9 protein-coding genes are annotated in these 25,049 nt (G+C 73.3%); 5 read left to right on the top strand and 4 right to left on the bottom strand.

Features of this window, described 5'->3' with window-relative positions; genetic code table 11:
* Window positions 1–37: 37 nt before the first annotated feature.
* From NMK44_RS26675 to NMK44_RS26655, 5 genes are all read left to right on the top strand, one after another.
* Window positions 38–1,195: an aromatic ring-hydroxylating oxygenase subunit alpha gene (locus NMK44_RS26675; RefSeq protein ID WP_254747516.1), complete on the top strand. Its 1,158-nt coding sequence runs from the start codon at window positions 38–40 to the stop codon at window positions 1,193–1,195.
* Complete coding sequence (locus NMK44_RS26670) at window positions 1,192–2,658, top strand: aldehyde dehydrogenase family protein (protein ID WP_254747505.1); 1,467 nt, start codon at window positions 1,192–1,194, stop codon at window positions 2,656–2,658. The genes NMK44_RS26675 and NMK44_RS26670 overlap by 4 nt, the downstream gene beginning before the upstream one ends.
* Before the next feature lie 16 nt (window positions 2,659–2,674).
* Window positions 2,675–4,219: an APC family permease gene (locus NMK44_RS26665; RefSeq protein ID WP_254747503.1), complete on the top strand. Its 1,545-nt coding sequence runs from the start codon at window positions 2,675–2,677 to the stop codon at window positions 4,217–4,219.
* Between the two features lie 32 nt (window positions 4,220–4,251).
* Window positions 4,252–5,799: a GMC family oxidoreductase gene (locus tag NMK44_RS26660; RefSeq protein ID WP_254747573.1), complete on the top strand. Its 1,548-nt coding sequence runs from the start codon at window positions 4,252–4,254 to the stop codon at window positions 5,797–5,799.
* A gap of 352 nt (window positions 5,800–6,151) precedes the next feature.
* On the top strand, window positions 6,152–15,790 hold the full coding sequence (locus tag NMK44_RS26655) for an Ig-like domain repeat protein (RefSeq protein ID WP_302888653.1): 9,639 nt from the start codon (window positions 6,152–6,154) through the stop codon (window positions 15,788–15,790).
* On the opposite strand, the gene NMK44_RS26630 is transcribed toward NMK44_RS26655, so the two are convergent.
* The 4 genes from NMK44_RS26630 to NMK44_RS26615 all read right to left on the bottom strand — a co-directional run bounded on the left by NMK44_RS26630 (window position 15,787) and on the right by NMK44_RS26615 (window position 25,027).
* Entirely contained in the window at window positions 15,787–21,318 is a 5,532-nt protein-coding gene (locus NMK44_RS26630) for a hypothetical protein (RefSeq protein ID WP_254747501.1), read from the bottom strand. The genes NMK44_RS26655 and NMK44_RS26630 overlap by 4 nt on opposite strands.
* A gap of 48 nt (window positions 21,319–21,366) precedes the next feature.
* Complete coding sequence (locus tag NMK44_RS26625; RefSeq protein WP_254747500.1) at window positions 21,367–22,260, bottom strand: hypothetical protein; 894 nt, start codon at window positions 22,258–22,260, stop codon at window positions 21,367–21,369.
* A 73-nt stretch (window positions 22,261–22,333) separates the two neighbouring features.
* A complete protein-coding gene (locus NMK44_RS26620; protein WP_254747498.1) occupies window positions 22,334–23,866 on the bottom strand; it encodes a hypothetical protein in 1,533 nt (510 codons plus the stop codon).
* Between the two features lie 132 nt (window positions 23,867–23,998).
* Window positions 23,999–25,027 carry a DUF2891 domain-containing protein gene (locus tag NMK44_RS26615; RefSeq protein ID WP_254747569.1) on the bottom strand — a complete coding sequence of 343 codons (1,029 nt, stop codon included), beginning with the start codon at window positions 25,025–25,027 and terminating at the stop codon, window positions 23,999–24,001.
* Window positions 25,028–25,049: the final 22 nt, after the last annotated feature.

The following is a 25,049-nucleotide window of genomic DNA, read 5'->3' as shown; positions in this document are numbered from 1 at the left end:
CGCCGGCCGAACCGCCGCGCCCGCCTGAGGAGAAGCCATGACCGTGGCCCCCGAATCCCCTGCCGCCACATCACCCAGTCTGATCACCACGCTCCCCGGCCACTGGTACACCTCTCCCGGTGTCTTCCGCCAGGAGCAGGAGCACCTGTTCGAGGCCTTGTGGTACTGCGCCGTGCGCAGTGCCGACCTGGACCGCCCCGGAGCGTTCCGCACGGTGCAGGTCGGCCGGGAGAGCGTGCTGGTCACCCGTAACCGCCGCGGTGAGCTGCGTGCGTTCCTCAATATCTGCCGCCACCGCGGCGCCCGGCTGTGCACCGAGGAGTCCGGTACGGTCCGGCGCTCGCTCCAGTGCCCGTACCACGCCTGGACCTACGATCTGGACGGCAGGCTCACCGCCGCTCCCAACCTCCAGAAGATGCCCGATATCGACCGGGTCGAACGCGGGCTGATCCCGGTGAGCCTGCGCGAATGGCTCGGCTACGCCTGGGTGTGCCTGGCCGATGAGCCGCCGTCCTTCGAGGAGACGGTGATCGGATCGGTCGCCGAACGGCTGGGCGACGCCGAGGCCGTGGAGCGGTACGACGTGGCGGGGCTCGCCCTGGGGCGCCGGATCAGCTATGACATCCGGGCCAACTGGAAGCTGATCGTCGAGAACTTCATGGAGTGCTACCACTGCGCGACGATCCATCCGGAGCTGACCGAGGTGCTCCCGGAGTTCGCCGACGGTCTGGCCGCCCAGTACTTCGTGGGCCACGGCGCGGAGTTCGCCGAGGAGGCCGCGGGCTTCACGGTGGACGGCAGCGCGGGGTTCGACCGGATCACCGGGATCGCCGAGGAGCAGGACCGCCGCTACTACGCGATCACGGTGCGGCCGCAGGTCTTCATCAACCTGGTGCCCGACCATGTGATCGTCCACCGGATGTTCCCGCTCGCCGCCGATCGCACGCTGGTGGAGTGCGACTGGCTCTACGCCCCGGACGTCGTGGCCTCCGACCGGGATCTGTCGAAGTCGGTCGAGCTGTTCCACCGCGTCAACACCCAGGACTTCGATGCCTGTGAGCGCACCCAGCCCGCGATGCACTCACGGGCGTACCGGCGCGGCGGGGTGCTCGTCCCGAGCGAGCACCACATCGGCGCCTTCCACCAGTGGGTGACCGAGCACGTCCCCACCCCGGAAGCGGAGGAATGCCCGTGAGTGATCTCTTCATCGGTGGCCAGTGGACCGGGGCGATCGACCAGCGCACCCGGGAGATCCGCTGCCCGGCCGACGGCTCGCTGGTGGCGGTCGTCGACGAGGGCGGCGGCAAGGACGCGGCCGAGGCGGTGGCCGCGGCCCGGCAGGCGTTCGACCAGGGGCCGTGGCCCCGTACCCCGGCGGCCGTCCGCGGCGATCTGCTGCTGCGCGTGGCGGACCTGCTGGAGCGGGACCGGGCCGGGCTCGCCCGCGCCGAGTCCCTGGACACCGGCAAACGGCTGGTGGAGAGCGAACTCGACATCGACGATGTCGCGGCCTGCTTCCGCTATTTCGGCACCCTGGTCCGCACCGAGGTGGACCGGGAGGTGGACACCGGTCCGGCGGACGCGGTCAGCCGGGTGGTCCATGAACCGGTCGGCGTCTGTGCCCTGATCACCCCGTGGAACTACCCGCTGCTGCAGACCTCGTGGAAGGTGGCGCCCGCGCTGGCCGCGGGCAACACCTTCGTCCTCAAGCCCAGTGAGCTGACGCCGAGCACCGCCATCGCCCTGATGCGGCTGCTGGCGGAGGCGGGGCTGCCGGACGGGGTGGCCAATCTGGTGCTGGGCCCGGGGGCCGAGGCCGGGGCGCCGCTGACCGACAACCCCGATGTGGACCTGGTGTCCTTCACCGGGGGGCTGCGGACCGGGCGGCGGATCATGGCCGCGGCCTCGGGCACCGTCAAACGGACCTCACTGGAGCTGGGCGGCAAGAACCCCAATGTGGTCTTCGCCGACGCGGACTTCGAGACGGCCGTGGACTACGCGCTGACCGCGGTCTTCCTGCACTCCGGACAGGTCTGTTCGGCCGGTGCCCGGCTGCTGGTGGAGGACTCGCTGCACGACGCCTTCGTCGAGGAGGTGGTGCGCCGTGCCGAGGCCATCCGGCTGGGCGGTCCGTTCGACGAGCGGGCCCAGACCGGTCCGCTGATCTCGGCGGCGCACCGGGCCAAGGTCGAGGCGTATGTGGCGGCGGGGATCGCCGAGGGGGCGCGGCTGCGCTGCGGCGGCGCCCGGCCCCAGGACCCGGCCCTGGCGGACGGCTACTACTACCTGCCGACCGTACTGGACCGATGCCACAGCGGAATGTCGGTACTGGCCGACGAGTCCTTCGGCCCGGTGCTCACGGTGGAACGTTTCGCCTCCGAGGACGAGGCGGTCCGGCTGGCCAACGACACCATCTACGGACTCGCGGGGGCGGTGTGGTCCGGTGACGAGGGGCGGGCCCAGCGGGTCACGTCCCGGCTGCGGCTGGGCACCGTATGGATCAACGACTACCACCCCTATCTGCCGCAGGCGGAGTGGGGCGGGTTCAAGCAGTCCGGGACCGGGCGGGAACTGGGGCCCAGCGGTCTCGCGGAGTACCGCGAGACCAAGCACATCTGGCGCAACACCCGTCCCCGACCCCAGGGCTGGTTCGCCTGAATTTTGGAGTCCGCACATGCCCCCTTCCCAGGATGACGCCGAACTCGCGGAGTTCGGCTACCGCCCCGAATTGAAGAGAACGCTCGGCAACTTCCACACCTTCGCCGCCGGGATCAGCTACATCTCCATCCTCACCGGCACCTTCCAGCTCTTCTACTTCGGCTACGGCCAGGGCGGACCCGCCTACTGGTGGTCCTGGCCGATGGTCTTCGGCGGACAGCTCATGGTGGCGCTGTGCTTCGCCGAGCTGGCCGCCCGCTATCCGGTCGCGGGCTCGGTCTACAACTGGTCCAAACGGCTGGGCAACGCCCATGTGGGCTGGCTGGCCGGATGGATGATGCTGGTCGCCTCGATCGTCTCGCTGGCCGCGGTGGCCCTGGCGTACCAGCTCACGCTGCCGCAGATCTCCTCGTCCTTCCAGTTCGTCGGGGACGGGAGCGGCCAGTACGACACGGCCGCCAACGCGGTGCTGCTGGCCACCGTGCTCATCCTCTTCACCACCCTGGTCAACGCCTTCGGGGTCAAGCTGATGGCCCGGATCAACACCGCGGGCGTCTTCCTCGAACTCATCGCCACCGTGGTGCTGATCGTGCTCTTCGCCGTCCATGTGGTGCGCGGCCCGGAGGTGGTCACCGAGACCGCACACGCCGGCTCCGGCCAGGGCCTCGGCTATCTGGGCGCCTTCCTCACCGCCTCGCTGGCCTCCGCGTATGTGATGTACGGCTTCGACACCGCGGCCTCGCTCGGTGAGGAGTCCCTTGACCCCTCGCGCAACGCGCCCCGCGCGATCCTGCGCGCGCTCATCGCCTCCTTCGTCCTGGGCGGGCTGATCCTGCTGCTGGCGCTGATGAGCGTGGGCAGTCTGACCGGCGAGGGGCTGTCCACCGACGGACTGCAGTACATCGTGCTCGACGTACTGGGCCCGACGGTCGGCAAGGCGATGCTGTGGTGCGTGCTGATCGCGGTGACCGTGTGCGCGCTGGCCGTGCACACCGCCGCCGTACGACTGGCGTTCGCGATGGCACGGGACAACAACCTGCCCGCGGCCTCGCTGATGGCGCGGGTCAGCCCGCGGTTCAAGACCCCGGTACTGCCCGCGGTGATCGTCGGAGTGCTGGCGCTCGCCGTACTGGCCGTCAACATCCGCCAGCCGCAGATCTTCTCGGTGGTGACCAGCATCGGCATCATCATGATCTACCTCGCCTATCTGCTGGTGACCCTGCCGATGCTGGTGGCGCGGCTCCGCGGGCGGTGGGCCCCGGCGGGCGAGGGGCGGTTCTCCCTCGGCCGGTTCGGACTGCCGGTCAATCTGCTCGCGGTGCTGTGGGGCGCGGGGATGATGCTCAACCTCGCCTGGCCACGGGACGCGGTCTACAACGCGGCCCCGCCGCACCACTGGTATCTGCGCTGGGGCGCGTTCCTCTTCGTGGGCACCGTCGCGCTCGGCGGCTTCGCCTACTACTGGTTCGTCCAGCGCCACCGCACCGGCGTACTGGCCGAGCACGCGGCCGTGGCCGGCACCGAACCGTCCGGCACCCCCGTCCCCGCCGTCAGCGACTGACCGGAACCGCAGGAGGACAAGACATGGAAGACATGGACGAGTTCGACTATGTGGTGGTCGGCGGCGGTACAGCCGGCAATGTGGTCGCGGCGCGGCTGAGCGAGGACCCTTCGGTCACGGTGTGCCTGCTGGAGGCGGGCCCCTCCGACGTCGGCGACGACAACGTACTGCGGCTGGACCGCTGGATGGGGCTGCTGGAGTCCGGCTACGACTGGGACTATCCGGTGGAGCCGCAGCGGAGCGGCAACAGCTTCATGCGGCACGCCCGCGCCAAGGTGCTGGGCGGCTGTTCCTCGCACAACTCCTGTATCGCCTTCTGGGCCCCGGCCGAGGACCTGGACGAATGGGCGGCGGGCGGCTGTACGGGCTGGAACGCCGAGGACACATTCCCCCTGTACCGTCGGCTGGAGACCAATGACGCGCCCGGCGACCACCACGGGCGCGGCGGTCCGGTCACCATCCGCACCGTGCCGCCCAAGGACCCGTGCGGGGCCGCGCTGCTGGAGGCGTGCGCCGAGGCGGGCATCCCCACCACCCCGTTCAACACCGGCACCACCGTGGTCCGCGGTGCGCACTGGTTCCAGATCAACTCACGGGAGGACAACACCCGTCAGTCGTCCTCGGTGGCCTATCTCCACCCGATCATGGGGAAGCGGCCCAATCTGGAGATCCGCACCGGGGTGCAGGCGAAGCGGCTGGTGCTGGACGCGGACCGGCGCTGCACCGGGGTCGACTACCTCTCCCCCGATCTGATCCACACCCTGCGGGCGCGGGCCCGGCGGGAGGTGATCGTCTCCTGTGGTGCCATCGACTCCCCGAAGCTGCTGATGCTCTCCGGAATCGGCCCGGCGGACCATCTGCGCGAGACCGGTGTCGAGGTGGCCGTGGACGCACCGGGCGTGGGCGAGAACCTCCAGGACCACCCGGAGGGGGTGATCATGTGGGAGGCCCGACAGCCCATGGTCACCAGCTCCACCCAGTGGTGGGAGATCGGCATCTTCGCGGGCACCGAACCCGGTCTGGACCGGCCGGACCTGATGTTCCACTACGGCTCGGTGCCCTTCGACATGAACACCTACCGGCGCGGCTACCCGACCTCCGAGAACGCCTTCTGCCTCACCCCCAACGTCACCCGCGCCCGCTCCACCGGCACCGTCCGGCTGCGCACCCGCGACTTCCGCGACAAACCCCGCGTCGACCCCCGCTACTTCACCCATGAACACGACATCCGCGTGATGACGTACGGACTGCGGCTGGCGCGGGAGATCGCGGCGCGGCCCGCCCTGGCCGCCTGGGCGGGCGCCGAACTCGCCCCGGGACCGGGGGTGACCACCGACGAGGAGCTGTTCGGCTACATCCGCGACACCCACAACACCGTCTACCACCCCGCGTGCACCGTGAAGATGGGCGCGCCCGACGATGTCTCGGCCCCGCTGGACCCCCGCTTGAGGGTGAAGGGGGTGAGCGGACTGCGGGTGTGCGACGGTTCGGTGATGCCGCACCTGGTCGCCGTCAACCCGTGCATCACCACGATGATGATCGGCGAGAAGTGCGCCGACATGATCAAGCAGGACAGCTAGCCGCGGCCCCCGAGCGCTTCAACAGGCCCCCGTCCGCGCCTCTTTCCGCCCCCTTCCGGATGTTCCGGAAGGGGGCGTCCTGGGATGCCCGACTCGTCCGTTCGGGTGAGCCAATGCCCGGAGTGTTGCCTTCCTCATCACCGGAATGGGTTACTGAATCCGTCCGATTCCGGTGGGCCGCCCATCCTTTCCGGAGGAGCGGAAGGCGCCTGCCCGGAGACGGAAGCATCCCCGTGATGCTGTCGCGCCCTGCCCTCCTCCGCGAAGGACGTGCAGGGACCGGCCAAAGCGGCGCGCGCATGCGGGCGTCCGCTGCGGCGCGGCGGGCCCCGCGAGCTGGTCTGGAGCCGTCATGCTGACGCCGTATCGCCCGTGCGGGCTCGTCATCGTCACCGATGGCGGCGGGGATTGCCTCGCCGTCGTCGACCCGGATTCCCACAGGATCGTCCCCACCCTCCGGGCGCCGATCCCGATCGTGGCGCGGTCGGCCCCCGGCCGGCTGGTCGTCTGCACCGCGGCCGATCCGGGCGGGCTGCCCGGGACGCTGGACACCACCGCCCTCCTCGGTTCCCTCCCACGGCCCCGCGCGGGCGACGGGCGGCTGCTCGCACCCACCCGGTTCGGGGCGGACGAGGACCTGCCGGGCATCCTCCTGGAGGCGCTCTCCGGGATCTTCCCGGACCAGGGTCCGTACAGCGGCGGAACGCTGGTGACCATCATCGGACACCACTTCAGCTTCACCACCGACGTCTTCTTCGGCCCGCACCGCGCGGCCAGTTACTCCGTACTGGACGACGAGACGATCGTGGCGGTGAGCCCCTGGGGCACCGGGGCGGTCCCGGTCACGGTCACCACCCCCGGCGGCAGCGCCGTCATCGGCACCTTCTACTACATCCCCTGGCCCCGGCTGAAGACCATCGTGCCCGACGCCGGACCGCTCGGCGGCGGCAATGTCATCGAGCTCACCGGGGTCAACCTGAGCACCGCCCAACTGGTGTACTTCGGTGACTCACTGGCGTTCCCCGCCGTCGTCACCGACCAGAACCTGCTGGTGACCGCCCCGCCCGCGACCGGGCCCGGTACCGTGCCGGTCTGGGTCACCGGTGTCGGCGGGGTGAGCAACCGGCTGACCTACACCTACGCGCCGACCCCCCACGTCACCGGGGTCAGCCCCTCCACCGGACCGATCGCGGGCGGCAGCACCATCCTGCTGACCGGCACCGGGCTCTCCCTCGTCAGCGGTGTCTTCATCGGCGGTGTCCCCGCGGTCTCCTTCCGGGCGTTCTCCGACACCCTGGTCGTGGTGGTGACCCCGCCGGGGACGCCCGGGTCCGCCGACATCACCGTGCTGACCCCCGGCGGCACCGCGACCCTCACCGGTGCCTTCGGCTACATGGCGCCGACGGAGACGGCCGTCACCTCCGCGCCCGACCCCTCGCTCGTCGGCGAACCGGTGACCTTCACCGCCACGGTCACGGGTGTCCCGCCCACCACGGGCACCCCGACCGGTACGGTCACCTTCGACTTCGGCGACGGCACCGACCCGGTCACCACGGCGCTCACCGGCGGCACGGCCACGGTCGGCCACGCCTACGCCGCCCCCTCGGAGACGCCGTACACCATCACCGCCACCTACAACGGCGAGGTGCTGTTCTTCGGCTCCACCGGTACCGACACCCAGGTCGTGACGGCGGCCTCGACCACCACCACGCTGACCGGCACCCCCGACCCCTCCCAGACCGGGCAGCCGGTCACCTTCGTGGCGCGGGTCGCCCCGGTGGCGCCGGGGGCGGGAACACCCACCGGCACCGTCACCTTCGACTTCGGCGACGGCACCCCGACGGTCGAACTGCCGCTGTCCGGCGGCGCCACGGCCGTGGACCACGTCTATACGAGCACCGGGGGCAGTCCGTACGCGGTCACCGCGGTCTACGGCGGCGACACCAACTTCACGGCCTCCACCGGCACCGACACCCAGACGGTGCAGCAGGCGACGACGAGCGTGGCGGTCGGGGTCTCGCCCACCCCGTCGGTGACCGGGCAGCCGGTGACCGTCACCGCCACGGTCAGCTCGCTGCCGCCGGGCGCGGGCACCCCGACCGGTACGGTCACCTTCGACTTCGGCGACGGCTCACCGCCGGTCGTGGTCACCCTCACCGGGGGCACCGCCGAGGCCACCCACACCTTCACCGGTACGACGGGCAGCCCGTACACCATCACCGCCACCTACAGCGGCGACGCCGACTTCGCCGCCGCCACGGGCTCGGCCGGTGCCACGGTGGGGCAGTCCGCCTCGACGACCACCGTGAACACGACGCCCAGCCCCTCCGTCTCGGGCGAGCCGGTGACCGTCAGCGCCACGGTCGCCGCCGTACCGCCCGGAGCCGGAACGCCCACCGGCACCGTCACCTTCGACTTCGGCGACGGGACGACACCCGAGATCCTGGCGCTGTCGGGCGGCACCGCCACGGCCACCCACGCCTACACCGGCACCGCGGGCAGTCCGTACGCCATCACCGCCACCTACAGCGGTGACGCCGACTTCACCGCGTCCCTGGGCACCGGCGCCCAGACCGTGCAGCCCTCCGGCACCACCACCTCCCTGACCTCCGCACCCGACCCCTCCGCCGTGGGGGAACCGGTCACCTTCACCGCCACGGTCACGGCCCTGGCGCCCGGGGCCGGAACGCCCACCGGCACCGTCACCTTCGACTTCGGCGACGGCACCCCGATCGTCACCGCGGTGGTCGGCGGTGTCGCGGAGGCCACCCACGCCTTCACCGCCGCCGCCGAGACCCCCTACACCGTCACCGCCACCTACAACGGGGACACCGACTTCGGCACCTCCGTGGGCACCGACCCGCAGACCGTGGAACCCGCGGACACCACGCTGTCGGTGACCTCCGCACCCGACCCAGCCGTGGTGGGGCAGGACACGACGTTCGTCGCGAAGATCACCCCTGGGACGCCGACGGCCGTCTCCCCGACCGGACAGGTGACCTTCACCTTCAGCGACGGAGCCCCGCCGGTCACCGTGCCCGTCGAGGGCGGCACGGCGACCGTCACCCGCCCCAACCCGGAGGTGGCGGACAGCCCGTACACGGTGACCGCGGCCTACAGCGGCGACGCCAACTTCAATCCCTCGGCGGCATCGGACACCCAGGTGGTGACCCAGGCGGTGTCGACGACGGTGGTGACCGCCGCCCCGGAGCCCTCGGTGACCGGCCAGACGGTCACCTTCGGCGCCACCGTGGCCGCGGTGGCGCCGGGCGCCGGAACCCCCACCGGCACCGTCACCTTCGACTTCGGCGACGGGACGGCGCCCGAGACGGTGGCGCTGTCGGGCGGCACCGCCACGGTCACCCACGCGTACGCCAACGCGTCGACGAGCCCGTACCAGGTCACCGTCTCCTACAGCGGCGACGACAACTTCCTGGTCTCCACCGGCACCGCGTTGCACAGCGTCGAACCGGCCGGCACCACCACCACGGTCACCGCCGCCCCCGATCCATCGGTGACCGGAGAGACGATCACCGTCACGGTGGCCCCGAACGCGCCCGGGGCGGGACTTCCCACCGGCCGCGTCACCTTCGACTTCGGCGACGGCACCCCCGTGGTCACCGCCGAACTCGTCGCCGGCACGGTGACCGTCAACCACGCCTACACCAGCGCGAGCGGCAGCCCGTACACCATCACGGGCACCTACGAGGGCGACGCCAACTTCTCCCCGTCCGAGGACACCACCTCCCACATCGTCGAACCCGCCGACACCACCACCACGGTGACCTCATCCGCGGACCCCGCCGCGGTGGGCCAGACCGTGACCCTGATCGCACGGGTGACACCGGTCCCGCCGGGCGCCGGAGCCCCCGGCGGCACGGTCGTCTTCGACTTCGGCGACGGCTCCTCCCCGGTCACCGTGGCGGTCTCGGGCGGGATCGCCACCACCACACACGCCTACGCCTCCACCGCGGGCAGCCCCTACACCGTCACCGCCTCGTACGGCGGGGACGGCGACTTCGCCGCCTCCACCGGAACGGTCGCCCAGCGCGTGGAAGCGGAGGTGTCGAGCACCTCGACCACGGTCGTCTCCTCCCCGGACCCGTCCCTCGTCGGCCAGACGGTCACCTTCACCGCGACCGTGGCGGTGCTGCCGCCCGCCTCGGGCACCGCCACCGGCACGGTGACCTTCAATTTCGGCGACGGCAGCGCACCGGTCACCGCGCCGCTGACCGCCGGGGTCGCCACGGTCACCCATGTCTACGGCTCCACCGCGGGCAGCCCCTACACGGTCTCCGCCTCCTACGGCGGGGACGCCGACTTCGCGGGCTCGGCCGGGGTCGACACCCAGACGGTGAACCTGGCCGCCTCCACCACGACCCTGACCACCGCCCCGAACCCGTCGGTGACCGGAGAACCGGTCACCTTCACCGCGACCGTGGCACCGGCCGTGATGGGCACCGGAACCCCGACCGGCACCGTCACCATCGACTTCGGCGACGGTTCGGGTCCCCTCCTGGTGGCGGTGACCGACGGAGTCGCCACCGCGGTGCACGCGTACGCCGGTCCCTCCGGCAGTCCGTACACCGTCACCGCGACCTACCACGGCGACGCCGCCTTCAGCGCCTCCACGGACACCGAGGTGCAGACGGTCGATCAGGCGGCCACGGTCACCGGCCTCTTCTCGTCGCCGAATCCGACCGTGGTGGGCGAGCCGGTGACCGTCACCGCGGCCGTGGCACCGGTCCCCCCGGGCACCGGCACCCCGACCGGCACGGTCACCGTCGACTTCGGCGACGGCACCCCGACCGTCACCGTCGACACCGTCGGCGGTCTGGCCACGGTCACCCATCAGTACGCCACCACCGCGGGCAGCCCGTACACCATCACCGCCACCTACAACGGTTCCACCGGCTACGCCGCGTCCACGGTCACCACCACCCACACCGTCCAGCAGAGCTCCACCAGCAGCACGGTGACCATCAATCAGGGGCCCACCGTGGTGGGCGAGCCGGTGACGGTCACCACCACGGTCGCCACCACGCCCCCGGGTGCCGGAACCCCGACCGGCACGGTCACCGTCGACTTCGGCGACGGCACGACGCCCGTCACCGCGCCACTGGTCGGCGGGGCCCTCACCCTCAGCCACGCCTACATCACCAGCCTGGGCAGTCCGTACACCATCACCGCCGTGTACAACGGCAACGGTGACTTCGGCACCTCGGTGGCCATGGCCACCCAGACCGTGACCCAGGACGCCACCACCACCACGGTGACCGCCGCGCCCCAGCCGTCCGTGGTGGGCCAACCGGTCACCTTCAGCGCCTCGGTGGCCCCTGTGGGGCCGGGCGGCGGTTCACCGACCGGCACGGTGACCTTCGACTTCGGGGACGGCAGCCTCCCGGCCGCGGTCCCGGTGGTCGCCGGAGTGGCCACCGTCGACCACACCTTCACCGGCGCGGCGGGCAGCCCGTACACGGTGACCGTCACCTACAGCGGCGACGTCGACTACACGGGCTCGGTCGACACCTTCAGCCAGACCGTGAACCAGTCCTCCTCGGCCACGGCGGTGACCCTGGCACCCACGCCCTCGGTGGTGGGGGAGGCCGTGACCGTGATCGCGACGGTCACGGTGCCCGCGCCCGGCGCGGGCACCCCGACCGGTACCGTCACCTTCGACTTCGGCGACGGCAGCGCGTCCGTCACCGTCCCGGTCACCGCCGGGGTGGCCACCGCCTCCCACGGCTGGACCGACACGCTCGGGAGCCCGTTCGCCGTCACGGCTTCCTACAGCGGGGACGCCGACTTCACGGCCTCCAGCGGAGCCGCGGTCCAGATCGTGAACCAGGCGGCCACCACCACCGCCGTGACCACCGCACCCGACCCCTCGGTACCGGGCCAGCCGGTGACCGTCACCGCCACCGTCGCGGTGGTCACCCCCGGGGCCGGAACCCCGACCGGCAGGGTGACCTTCGACTTCGGCGACGGCGGCGAACCCGTCACCGCGGACATCACCGGCGGCGTCGCCACGGTCGACCACGCCTGGGCGGGCACGGCGGGGAGCCCGTACACCGTGACCGCCACCTACGACGGCGACGCCGACTTCACCACCTCCAGCGGCACCGACACCCAGACGGTGGCGCCGTCCACGACCACCACCTCCGTCCTCACCCTGCCGGATCCGTCGGTGACGGGCCAGGAGGTCACCTTCATCGCGCGGGTGGCACCGGACGCACCGGGCGACGGCTCCCCCACCGGCACGATGACCTTCGACTTCGGGGACGGCAGCGCGCCCGTCGCCGTCCCCGTCGCCGGGGGCGAGTCGACCACCCAGCACACCTACACCAGCGCGGCGGGCAGTCCGTACTCCGTCACCGTGACCTACGGCGGGAGCGCCGACTTCACCGGCTCGGTGGGCCACGTCACGCACACCGTCTTCCCGGCGCAGTCCACCACGGTGGTCAGCTCGACACCGGATCCGTCCGTGACGGGTGAGCCGGTGACCGTGACCGCCACCGTGTCGGCGGTCGCGCCCGGGGCCGGGACCCCCACCGGCACCGTCACCTTCACCTTCGGCGACGGCACCCCCTCGGTGGCCGTGGACGTGGTGGGCGGCAGCGCCGGTATCAGTCACGTCTGGACCACCACGTCCGGGAGCCCGTACGCCATCACGGCCGCCTACGGCGGGGACACCGGGTTCACCGCGTCCAGCGGCACCGACACCCAGACCGTCGCCCCGGCCGCGACCACCACCGCGGTGACCACCTCACCCGATCCCTCGGTGTCGGGTGAACCGGTGACCGTGACGGCCACCGTCGCGCCGGTCGCCCCCGGCGCCGGAACCCCCACCGGCACCGTCACCTTCACCTTCGGCGACGGCACCCCCTCGGTGGCGGCACCGCTCGCCGCGGGCCAGGCGTCCATCAGCCATGTCTGGGCGGGCACCGCGGGCAGTCCGTACACCGTCACCGCCGACTACAACGGGGACCCCGACTTCACCGTCTCCAGCGGGACCGACGGCCACACGGTCGACCAGGCGACCACCGCCCTGACGCTGGTGTCCTCGCCCGACCCGTCCGTGGCCGGGCAGGAGGTCACCTTCACCGCCAGGGTGTCGGTGGCCGCCCCGGGCGCGGGCACCCCCACCGGCACCGTCACCTTCGACTTCGGCGACGGCGGTGAACCGGTCACGGCCGCGGTCTCCGCCGGAGTCGCCACCATCACCCACACCTACGCGGACTCCTCCGGCAGCCCCTACACGGCCACCGCGGACTACAGCGGGGACGCCGACTTCGCCCCGGCCACCGCGACCGACACCCATACGGTCTCGCCCGGCGCCGCCACCACCTCCACCACGGTGGTCTCCTCCCCCGACCCCTCGGTGACCGGGCAGTCGGTCGTCTTCACCGCGACCGTGGCCCCGACGCCGCCGGGCAGCGGAGTGCCCACCGGTACGGTCTCCTTCGACTTCGGCGACGGGACCGCGGTCATCACCGCGCCGCTCATCGCCGGGGTGGCCACGGTCGCCCACTCCTACATCAGCGCGACGGGCAGCCCGTACACGGTCACCGCCCACTACAGCGGTGACGGCGACTTCAGCGCCTCCACGGGGTCGGACTCGCACACGGTGAACGCGGCGGCCACGACCACCACGGTCACCTCCGCACCGGATCCGTCGGTGACCGGCCAGCCGGTGACCCTCACCGCGACCGTGGCACCGGTCGCCCCGGGCGCGGGCGTACCCACCGGCGTCGTGACCTTCGACTTCGGCGACGGCAGCCCCACCGAGATGGCGACGGTCTCCGGTGGCGTGGCCCGGATCACCCACACCTACACGACGGCGGGCGGCCCGGTCACGGTCACCGGTACCTACAACGGAGACACCAGCTTCACCGCGTCCAGCGGCACCGACACCCAGACCGTCGCCCCGGCCGCGACGAGCACCGCGGTGGTCTCCTCCCCCGACCCCACCGTGGCCGGCCAGTCCACCACCATCACCGCCACCGTCGCCTCCGTCGCCCCCGGCGCCGGAACCCCCACCGGCACCGTCACCTTCAGCTTCGGCGACGGCACCCCCAACGCCACCGCACCGGTGAACAACGGCCAGGCCGTGGTCTCCCACGTGTACACGGGGACCACCGGCAGCCCGTACACCATCACCGGCACCTACAACGGCGACACCAACTTCACCGGCTCCAGTGGGACGGACACCCAGACGGTCAACCGGGCCGCCACCACCACCGCCGTGGCCTCCAGCCCCGACCCCACCGTCACCGGACAGTCCACCACCATCACCGCCACCGTCGCCTCCGTCGCACCCGGCGCCGGAACCCCCACCGGCACCGTCACCTTCAGCTTCGGCGACGGCACCTCCAACGCCACCGCCACCCTGGTCGGCGGAGTGGCGAGCCTCGGCCACGCCTACGCGGGGACGTCCGGCAGCCCGTACACCCTCACGGCCACCTACAACGGGGACAACGACTTCAACGTCTCCAGCGGGACGGACACCCAGACGGTCAACCGGGCCGCCACCACCACCGCCGTGGCCTCCAGCCCCGACCCCACCGTCACCGGACAGTCCACCACCATCACCGCCACCGTCGCCTCCGTCGCACCCGGCGCCGGAACCCCCACCGGCACCGTCACCTTCAGCTTCGGCGACGGCACCTCCAACGCCACCGCCACCCTGGTGGGCGGAGTGGCGACCGTCGGCCACGTCTACACCACCCGGACGGGAAGCCCCTTCCCCATCACCGCGACCTACAACGCGGACGCCAACTTCACGGCGTCCAGCGGCACCGACACCCAGACGGTCAACAAGGCGAACACGGCCACCGCGGTGGTCTCCGGCCCGGATCCCTCGGTGGCGGGCCAGTCGGTGACCTTCTCCGCGACGGTCACCCCGCTGGCGCCCGGCAACGGCACACCGGGCGGCACGGTCACCTTCACCTTCGGCGACGGCACGGGCAGTACCACGGCGACGCTGTCCGCCGGGGTCGCGACGGTCACCCATGTCTTCAGCGGAACCTCCGGAAGCCCGTACACCGTCACCGCCTCCTACAACGGCAGTGACACCTTCAACACCTCCAGCGGCACCGACAGCCAGACCGTCAACAAGGCGTCCACCAGCACGAATGTGGTGTCCACACCGGATCCGTCGACGGCCGGGCAGTCGGTGACCATCACCGCCACCGTGGCGGCCATCGCGCCCGGTGCGGGGACGCCCACCGGCACGGTCACCTTCAGCTTCGGCGACGGCACCGGCAACGCCACGGCGACGCTCGCCGGCGGGGTCGCCAGTGTCACCCACACCTACGCCACCAGGACCGGAAGCCCCTTCCCCATCACCGCCGCCTACAACGGCGACACCAACTTCACGACGTCCACGGGCACCGACACCCAGACGGTCAGCAAGACCGCGACCACCACCACGGTGACCACCTCGCCCGATCCGTCGGTGGTCGGCCAGACGGTGACCGCCCAGGCGGTCATCTCGCCCGCCGGCATCCTGGGCGGGACCGTCACCTTCTCCTTCGGTGACGGCAGCGCCTCCGTCACCGTCCCGGTCGTGCTGGGCGTCGCGACCGCCACCCGCACCTACACCACCGCGACGGGGAGTCCGTTCACCGTCACCGGCACCTTCAACGGCACCGACAGCCTGGCCCCCTCCACCGGCACCGACACCCAGACCGTCAACAAGGCGTCCACCACCACCGCCGTGGTCGCCACACCGAACCCCGCGAGGGTCAACGACCCGGTGACCCTCACCGCCACGGTGGCCACGGTCCTCCCCGGTACGGGCACACCCACCGGAACCGTCACCCTGGCCATCCCGGGGCGGACCCCGCAGACCGTGACCCTGGTCAACGGCGTGGCCTCGGGGACGTTCAACCCGCTCCCCAAGGGGACGTACACCGTCACTGCCAACTACAACGGCTCCGTCAACCAGGCGGCCTCGGCGGGAAGTGCCACGCTGCTGGTGACCAACTAGCCCGCGGTCCGCTCCTGAGCGGTGTCGGAGACCTCGGCGGCCCCGGGCGCCGGGGTCTCCTCGCGCGCCGGGGTCTCGGCGGGCCGCTTGTACATCCGGGTGGCGGTGATCTGGCCGTGCACCTGCTCGCCCTCCGGATCGCTCTGGGGCAGGCCCGGGCGCAGATGCTCCTCGACGCTGATGTACTTCAGCCCCGCCCGCAGATCCGCGTCATTGCGCAACCGGATCACCAGCGGGAACTCGGCCAGCGCCGTGGTGTCGAACAGCCCCGTGGTGTACAGGAGCTGGACGCCGAGGGCATCGGCGACCGCCCGCTGGAGCTCCAGCAGATAGGTGGCGTTGGCCCGGCCGATGGGGTTGTCGAGGAAGAGCGTGCCCGCGTGGCGGTGCCGGTCCCGGCCGCGGTCGTTGCTGCGCAGCGCGGCCATGGTGCAGTACAGGGCGATGGCGGCGGTCAGCAGCTGGCCGCCGGAGAACACATCGCCCATCTGCCCGACCGGCACCCGCTCGGCCCGCAGCACCGCGTCCGGCTTGAGGATCTCCACCGCCACCCCGCGCGGCTGGAGTGCGGCCTGCACCCCGCGCAGCAGCAGGGACATACCGTCCCGGCGCAGGTCGGAGTTCTTCTTCACGGCGGAGCGGGTGGCCTCGTCGATGACCTCGCCCAGCCGCTCCGTCAGCGTCGCCTGGTCGGGGTCCTCGAAGCGGATCCGCAGGAACTCCTGGCCCGACCACTCACCGAGGCCCTCCGGGAGCCGGGAGAGCCGCTGGGCCGAACGCAGCGTGGCCAGACAGGACTCCACCAGACCGCGCAGCCGGTCCACGATGCTGCCGCGGTTGCGCTCCAACTGCTCCAGCTCGTCGGTGAGGACGCGCAGCCGGGGTGCGAACGCCTCGGCCCAGGCCGCGGCGTGCTCGGGCAGGGCCGCCGCGGGCAGCTCCCGGATCTGCTGCCGGGCCGGGGTGCGGACCTGCTCGTAGCGGGTGGAGTTGGCGTGCCGGACGAGGACGTCGCTCGCCTCCCGGACCGCCGATTCGGCCTGGGAGAGGTCGGCGGCGCAGCCGCGCAGCGAGCGGCGGGTCTCGGCCGCGGCCTGGCGGGCCTCGGCGAGGTCCCCGGTGTACGGCTCGGGCGCTTCCGTCTCCGCCTCGCCGGTGCCCGGTCCGTCGCGCAGCAGGTCCCGCAGGAGCGCGGCGGTCTCGTCGAACCCGCCCGCCGCGTCCTCCGCGGCGCGGTGGGAGCGCAGCAGATCGGCGTGGACGGTACGGGCGGTGTCCAGCGCGTCGGTGCGGGCGGCCAGTTCGGTGGTGGCGGTGCGCAGCAGTTCCTTGGCCCGGTCGGCGTCGGCCGGGACCATCTCCTCGGGCAGCTCGGTGTGGGCCTCGCCGTCGTCGGCGGGTGCCAGCCGCTCGGCCTCGCCGCGCAGCCGTCCGAGCTGCTCGCTCGCCGCCGAGGCGCGTGTCTCCAACATCTGGACCAGCGACTCCGCGCGGGCCGCGGCGGCCTGCCGGGAGGGTCCGTCGGCGCCGTCGGTGCCCTCCAGGAGCTGGGCGGCGCGGGTGCGGACCTTGTTGGTGAGCCGGTCGAGGGTGGCGAGGGCGGCGCTCTCGTCGCTTTCCGCACGGGCCTGTTCGGCACGGAGATCGGCGCCCACACCGACCTTCTCGTACACCTGGGACGCCGCGCGGTACGCCTCGCGGAGCGCGGGCAGCGAGGCGGTGGGCGGCTCGGTGTCCTCCCCGAGGTCGTCGGGCGCGCCCGCGATCTCGGCCCGCTCGGCGCGCAGGGCACGGGCGGTGCGGCGCGCGTCGTCGGCGGCGCGCTGGGCCGCGCGCCGGTCCTCGTCGGCCGCACGGGCCCGGTCCACCAGGGCGTCGGCCCGCTCCTCCGACTCGGCGGCCTCGTCGGCCAGTTCGCGCAGCCGGGTCTGCCAGGCGGCCCGCTGCCGCAGCCGGTGGGCCAGACCGGCCAGCGCGTCCGCCACGCGGCGGGCGCGCTGGGCCGCCTCCTGCCGCTCGTCACGGACCCGGGCCGCCTCGGTGGCGGCCTCGTCGGCCTCGGCACGGGCCGTCCGCGTCTCCACCAGCTCCCGCTGCGCGGTGTCGGCGCTCTCCCGCGCCTCCTGGGCGGCGACCGCCAGTTCGGCCAGCCGCCCTTGCGGGCAGCCGGAGCGCCAGGAGGCGAGCCGTGCCGAGAGCGCGCGGTCCCCCGCCAGCCGGGCCGCGAGGGCCCGGATCTCCTCGTCACGGGCGGTGGCGCGGGCGCGCAGCTCACGCCGCTCGTCGTCGGCGGCGCGCTCGTCGTGCATCGCCGGGTTCGGCGGGACCAGGAACACCCCGCTGTCCCGCTCCCCCGGGGCGGGGGTGGGCGCCAGCAGCGCGGCGGCGGTGCCGACGGCCACGGCGGACCGCGGCAGCAGCGACGCCTGTCCCAGCACCTCGCGGGCGCGGGCATGGGTGTCGGGGTCGGTGATCACCACCCCGTCCACGAGTTCGGGGCGGGCCGCGAGCACGGCGGCGTGGTCGACGGGGTCGACCGCCTGGGCGAGGTAACGCCAGCCCGGGAGCGCCGGAATGCCGTGCTCACCGAGGAATTCGACGGCGGCCAGCACATCCGGGCTGGGCGGCAGCAGCCCGCCGTCGCCGAGCGCGCCGAGGATCCGCGCATCGTCGGCGGCGGCCGTCCGCAGCTCGAAGAGCTGCCGCTCGGCGGAGGCGACGCTCTCGTCGAGCAGTTCGCGCAGCGCCTCGGCGTTGCGGTCCAGCTCCTCGGCGGTCAGCGGACCTTCGGGGCGCAGCGGCGGTGCCGCGGTCGCGCGGGTGGTGTCGGTTTCCCCGGCGGCCGTGTCGCTGTCGTCCCCCAGCTCGGGGTCCCAGCAGTCGGGGTCGTCGGCGGAGGGCCCGGGGCTGTCCGCGGTGTCGGGATCCTCCGTGGTGTCGGCATCGGTGCGGGGTGGCGCGGGCGGCGGCACGGAACCGGGCACGTCCTGACCGGACTCGTCCCCGGCATCGGCCGAGACCCGTCCGGTGGGCCGCGAATCGGCGGCCACCACACGGCGGTGATGCCGGTCGCCGTCCCCGTCCTCGATCCGGACGGTCACCCGCCGCGGCGGAACGGCGTCCGCCCCCACGGCACGGGTGCCGCCCCCGGCGGCGGTACGGGGGGTGGCGTCCGTGGCGGACTCCGGCGCGACCGCCCCGAGCGCGTCCGCGTCGGCCTCCGTACCGGCATCAGCTTCATCAGGACCTCCGCCGCCCGCGGGAGCACCCTCGTGGCCGACGTCCCGCGCATCCGCCGGGGTGCCGCCCGGAGCCGGGGAGTCCACCGGCACCAGGGGGTCGGTGGCGGGCTGTTCGTCCCGGTTCCGGGTACGGGCCGTCGGTTCGTCGTCCGCGTCGTCCGCGTAGGCGTGGTCGTCCGCCGGGTCGGGCTGGAGCCCCGACGGGCAGGCGGGGGTGTCGGCGCGGAAGGCCGCGGGGAGTCGGTCGAGGCCCAGCATGTCGTCCGCGTCGGGGTCGTCGTCGACCGGGACCGTGATCCACCCGGCCCGGCCGGAGTCGGCGGGCAGCGGACGACCGCCCGCGCCGGGGTCCGTGAGACGCACCGTCACGGACGTCCGCCCGTCCGAACGCGCCGCCGACGGGCGGCGGGTGCCGCGGGGGGCGGGGACGGGTGCCGATGGCTGGGGCAGCCCCAGCAGTTCGGCCAGGCGGGGTTCGGCGCCGAGCGCCTCGGCCGTCCGCCGCTCCCCCTCGTACACGGACTCCGCGGCCCGGGCCGCGTCCGCCGCGCGCGCGGCGGCCAGTTCGGTGCGAGCCTGGTCACCGGCGGCCGTGGCGGCCTGGTCGGCGGTGCGGCGGGCCGTCTCCCGGGCGGAGTCCCAGGCGGCGGCCGCGGTCTTCTCCGCGTCGCTCGCGGCGAGCGCCGCGCGGGCCGGGTCGGCGTCCGGGGCCGAGTCGTCCAGCCATCCGGCGCGCACGGCCTCGGCGGTCTCCTGCTCGACCTCGGTGAGCCGCTGCCGCAGATGCTCGGCCTCACTGCGGGCGCGCTGCGCGGCGGTGGCGGCGGCGGTCGCGTCCCGGTGGGCGGCCTCGCCGGTCTCCTGGAGGGCGGCGGAGCGCTCCTCCTCCTCGTTGGCCACCCGTTCGCCGTCCCCGGCCGCCGCGTGCAGCGCGCGGACCAGATCGGCGGCGGCCTTGGCGCGGGCGGCGAGGGCGGGCGCGGCGTCCCGCTCGGCCTCGCGGATGGCGGCGGCGACGCGCGCGGAGCGGTCGGCGGCGGCGCGGTGGCGCAGTACGGTCTCGGCGGCCTGCCAGGCGGAGTGCAGGGTGCGGGCGTCGTTCAGCTCACGGCGCTGAGCGGCGGCGCCCTTCTCGGCGGCGGCGAGCGCCAGCGAGGCGTGCCGGTAGGCGAGTTCGGCGGCGACGAGGTCGCTGCGGCCCCGCGCCGTCTCGGCCCCGGTGACCGCATGCGCGGCGGAGGCCACCTGCTGGGCCAATTCGGCGGCGCGGCCGCGCTCCTCGGCGCCCCGCGCGGAGAGCCGCCGGGCGAGCGTACGGGTGCGGCGCTCGGCGCCCGCGTGCACACCGCGCGCCTGCTCCCGCCGGCCAGCCGCCTCGGCGATCCGCGACAACAGGTCCAGCGATCCGGCGGTGAAGTCCCGTTCGGCAGTGAGCTCGGCGCGGCGGCCGAGCTTGTGCGCGAAACCGTGGACGAGGTCGGCGAGCCCGTCGGTGTCCCGGGTGTCGGTGACGGCGCGGAGCAGCAGATCGGTGAAGTCGGAGTCGTTCTTGACGGCGAAGAGCCCGGCCGCCTCGCCCTCGTCGGCGTTCATCTCCCGCTGGTAGCGGAAGAGTTCGGGGTCCAGACCGAGGTCGCCGAGGTGTTCGTTCCAGCGCTCGTGGATCTCCACCCAGACCACATCGAGGTGCGGATACGCCTTGCCCGCCTCGGTGAGCGCGTCGCGGAACCCCTTCATGGTGCGGCGGCGGCCGCGGGCGGTGGAGGCGCCCTCGGCGGCGGGCCGCACCGCGGCGGACTCGGCGACGGGGAGTGAGTCCAGGCTGAGCCCGGGGCCGGGGCGGAAGGAGTACCACGCCTCGGCGAACTTGCGCGGGTCGTTGGAGACCTGACGGCCGCGCCACTCGCTGACCTTGCCGACCACGACCGTCTCACCGGTGACGGTGTGCTGCCACTCCAGGGCGACATGGCCGCAGTCGTCGGCGAGCAGGAACTTGCGCAGCACACCGGAGCTGGCGCCGCCGAGGGTGTTGCGGTGGCCCGGCAGCATCACCGAGAAGATCAGCTTCAGCAGAACGGACTTGCCGCCGCCGTTCTCCAGGAAGAGCACGCCCGCGGGCGCCGGGCGCCGGGGCGGGCCGACCGGTTCGTCCTCGAAGAACTCCGCCTGGGTGGGCGCGGGGCTGGGCACCGGCTCGCCGACTCCGCGCAGGTCCAGCACGGTGTCGGCGTAACGCGCACCGGCCGGCCCAATGGAGTAGAGGCGGACCCGGGACAGCTCGTACATGGCGGCAGGACTCTCGTTGGCGTCAGGGGGCGGGTGGCGTCGGGAACGTCAGGAGTGGAACGGCAGACCGGCGTCGGCGACGAGGTCGAGGTCGTCGGTGTCGTCGGGGGGCAGCAGGGTGGCGCTGCCGTCGCCGACGGGGACGACGCCCAGCTCCAGCAGCTCGGTCATGGCCGCACCGGCAGCCATGTCGCGCACCTGGAGCTGGTAGCGGGGGGTGGTGCGGTACGCGCCCCCCGCGTCGTCCCCGGTGCGCTGGAGGAAGCCGGAGTCGACGAGGAAGGCGACGGCCTTGCCGATGATGCCGGTGGTCGAACCGGCCAGTCTGCGGGCGTCCTTGGTGGCGCCGGTGGCGCTGCGCCGCGCGTACACCCGCCAGGCGGCCTCGAGACCGGGGGCGTCGGTGGCCGGGTCGGTGTTGTCGCCCTGTTCCTCGGCCCGCTCCTCGAGGCGGCGACACGCCTGGCGGACGAAGGCGTCCACCCCGTTGACGGTGATCCGGCCGATGTAGCCGTCGTCGGCGAGGTCCTCGGGGCGGGGGAAGGCGAGGGCGGCGACGGCGAGATGGGCGAGCCCGTGCAGGAAGCGGTCGGCGGAGTCGGTGCTCGCGCGGCGGGCGTAGTCGCCCATGCGGACGGCGAAGACCGAGTCCTCGGCGGCGGTGACCGCCATCCCCGCGCGGGTGGACACCTCCAGCACGATCAGGCCGAGCCCGGCCGCGACGGCGTCGGTGAGCCGGGCGAAGGCCGGTTCGTCACGGTGGCGGCGGAGCAGTTCGGCGTACTCGACGTCACGCGCGGGCAGCAGCTTGGGCTGGAGCCCGAAGGCCACCAGCCGCGCGGCGTCGGCCGCGTCGGCGGGGGTGACCCCGCCCGGCGCGCCACCGGCGGCCGGTGCGGGCTCCGGCTGCGCCGCCTCGTCGAGGGCGTCGTACTCGGTCACGGGTGAAGCTCCTTGCGCGGGGCGTACTCACGGTTGACGAAGGGACCGGTGGCCGGCCGGGCGGGGCGCGGCATCACGCCACCTCCGCCCGGTCCGCGGCCATTCCGGCGGCGTCCAGCAGGGCGGTGCCCACGATGAGGTCGGCGCCGCCGAACTCCGGGTCGTCGAGTTCGGTACCGTCGTCGACGGCGAAGAGGAGACGCTGTTCGCCCTGGCGGTAGGCGGTGCCGACCGGGGGGCTCGCGGCGTGCACGGCCAGCAGGGCGATGAGGTACGGCAGGTCGGCGTCCCGGCGGCGGGCGTCGGCGAGCAGGCCCGAGAGACGGCGGGGGGCGTCGGCCGGGAGCTCCAGCAGCTCCATGGCCATGGCGAGCTGTTCCTCGCTGAACCGGCTGTCGTCGGGGGTGGCGATCAGATCGGGCTCGGGCATCTCCGCGCCCAGGTGCTCCCGCTCCGCGGGCGGGGTGAGCAGCATCTCCACCAGGTCGCCCATCCGCACCGAGGTCGGGGTGCGCAGGCCCGTGCCGCGGGCGAAGAAGGCTTCGGTGACCCGGCCCGCGCGCTCGACGGGGAGCGGCAGCAGCGGGGCCAGGAGCTGCCCGTACAGGTCGAGTCCGGAGCGGGCGGCGGGGGCGGCGAACGCCTGGCGGTCCTGCTCGGCGCGGAACAGCGGCCCGGCCTCCAGCAGCCGGGACTGGAGCTGGGTGTGCCGCCGGATGCAGTCCTTGACGATGTCGACCAGCTCGGCGGCGCGCCGTTTGTGCTCGGCGCCCTCGGCCTCGTCGCGCGCCTTGCGGATGTTGGTGAGGATCGCGTTCTCGTGGCGGTAGCGGTCGGCGACGTGGTCGAGCGCCTCGGTGATCATTTCGGGGACGGTACTCAGCCAGTCGACCGCCCGGACGTTGCGCCGGGTGGCGTCGAGGGTCCGGCGCAGGGTCTCGGAGTACTGGACGGTGCGGTAGCGGGCCTGCTCGGCGGCGAGTTGGGCATCGGCGAGGCGGCCGCGGCTGATCAGCACCTCCAGTTTGACCTCGGCAGCGATCTGGGCGCTGGTGACGTCCGTGTCGAGGGCACCGACCAGGACGTTGACGGCTTCGTCGGTGGTGCGCAGATAGACGGTGCCGCCGGGGCCCGGTACCTCCTCGATCAGCTTGAAGTCGTAGTCCCGCCGGACATAGGCGCCATCGGCCCCGAACGTGCCGTAGACCGCACGGAAGCCGCGGTCCACACTGCCGACGTTGATCAGGTTCTCCAGCACCCAGCGGGCGACGCGCTCATGCTCGGCCGCGGAGCGCCCGGGGGCCTGGGCGGCGACGCGGGGCAGCAGCCTGGCCACTATCTGGTCGTGGTCGGCCCCGGTGTCGAAGTCCATGTTGAGCGTGACCAGGTCGATGGCGGCGAGGGCGACCTCGGCCATCGCGTACACCCCGTACTCCCCCGCCAGGTTGGCCTTGCGCGTGTCGAGGTCGTGCAGCGGCGCGGTGCACGCGAGCGCGCGCAGCCGCCGGGCCAGGCCCTCGTCGGCGACCGGGCCCGGGGCCGGGCGGGCGGGCCCGGCATGGCCGTTGAGCTGGGGCGCAGCCGCCCCGGGGGGTGGAGATGTCACGTCGCACAGAGTAGGCCGTCGCACCGACAACGGACGAAACGGCACGGAGATCCCGCTATGACACGGAGATCGCCGGTCGGTACCGGGGTACGCGCGGGTACCCCGGCGCGGCTCCCGTGCCGCACCGGCCCGTCAGTCTACGGCCCCGTGCCCGGGTGGTCCGTCCATGGCGAGGGCCGCGAAGGTGGCGAGCCAGTGGTCACCGGTGAAGTCGCCGGAGGCGGTGTGCACCAGCCCCGCGGCGAGGTGGTCCTCCGCGGCGGCCGTCAGTACCGGCACCCGGGCGTCACCGGGCGGCAGGGCGGCCGACAGTCTGCGCAGACCGGCGGCCCGGCTGAGGGAGAGCCCGATGAGATGACCGATCTGCGGATCGCCGGGGTCGGAGACGACGGGTGGGGCGAGGAGGGTGACGGCCGTGCGTTCGAGTCCGGGCAGGAAGCGTGTCAGCCAGGGCCCGAACTCCTCGTGCGGCAGCACTCGGCACACCGCCTCCGCCTCGGTGAGGGCCGGTGACAGGAAGTCCTGGCCGGAGGGTTCCCAGTGGACGGGCGCGTCGCGGTCGTCCGCGAACCAGTCGAGCACCGCCCCGGCGACGGGTTCGGCCAGCGCGGGGCGGCCCGCGGCGGACGCGCTGTCCAGGACGAGACCGAGGGCGAAGGCGCTGTTGGTGTGGGTGCCGTGGCGGGCCGGATAGGTGGCCCGCACCAGCCACCCGCGCAGCAGTTCCTCGACCGCTTCGGCCGCGGGTTCCAGGGCGCCCGCCCAGCGGCCGCCCGCGGTACCGCCCAGCGCACGGCACTCGGCCGTCAGCGCCAGCAGCCAGGCCCAGCCGTACGGGCGCTCGAAGGAGGGGTTGGCGCGCAGATACCCGGCCTCCGCGGTGAGCGCGCCGTGGGTGAGGTGGCGGTCCAGCACCTCGGTGATCGCGACGCCGGGCACCCGGTCGGGGCAGCGGCGCAGCAGCCGGACCAGCAGCCAGTGCATATGGACCGCGGAGTGCCAGTCGTAGGAGCCGTAGAAGGCGGGGTGATGGGTGCGCGGCGATACGAGGTCGTCGGGGCCGCGCAGCAGATGAGCGGGGGCGTTGGGGTAGGCCCGGGTGACGTTGGCGAGCGCGACGGTGGCGAACCGCGGTGCGCACTGCCGGAATTCCTCCGATATGGCACTGTCTGTTGTCGGGAGT

Origin of the sequence: Streptomyces cucumeris (assembly GCF_024295805.1) — a bacterium.
Taxonomy (GTDB): domain Bacteria; phylum Actinomycetota; class Actinomycetes; order Streptomycetales; family Streptomycetaceae; genus Streptomyces; species Streptomyces cucumeris.
This window is presented reverse-complemented; position numbering and strand designations above follow the sequence as displayed.

Bases quoted from the DNA above. Each gene is read 5' to 3' on its own strand.
- NMK44_RS26675 (WP_254747516.1), top strand. From the start codon at position 38: ATGACCGTGGCCCCCGAATCCCCTGCCGCCACATCACCCAGTCTGATC.
- NMK44_RS26665 (WP_254747503.1), top strand. From the start codon at position 2,675: ATGCCCCCTTCCCAGGATGACGCCGAACTCGCGGAGTTCGGCTACCGC.
- NMK44_RS26660 (WP_254747573.1), top strand. From the start codon at position 4,252: ATGGACGAGTTCGACTATGTGGTGGTCGGCGGCGGTACAGCCGGCAAT.
- NMK44_RS26655 (WP_302888653.1), top strand. From the start codon at position 6,152: ATGCTGACGCCGTATCGCCCGTGCGGGCTCGTCATCGTCACCGATGGC.
- NMK44_RS26630 (WP_254747501.1), bottom strand. From the start codon at position 21,318: ATGTACGAGCTGTCCCGGGTCCGCCTCTACTCCATTGGGCCGGCCGGT.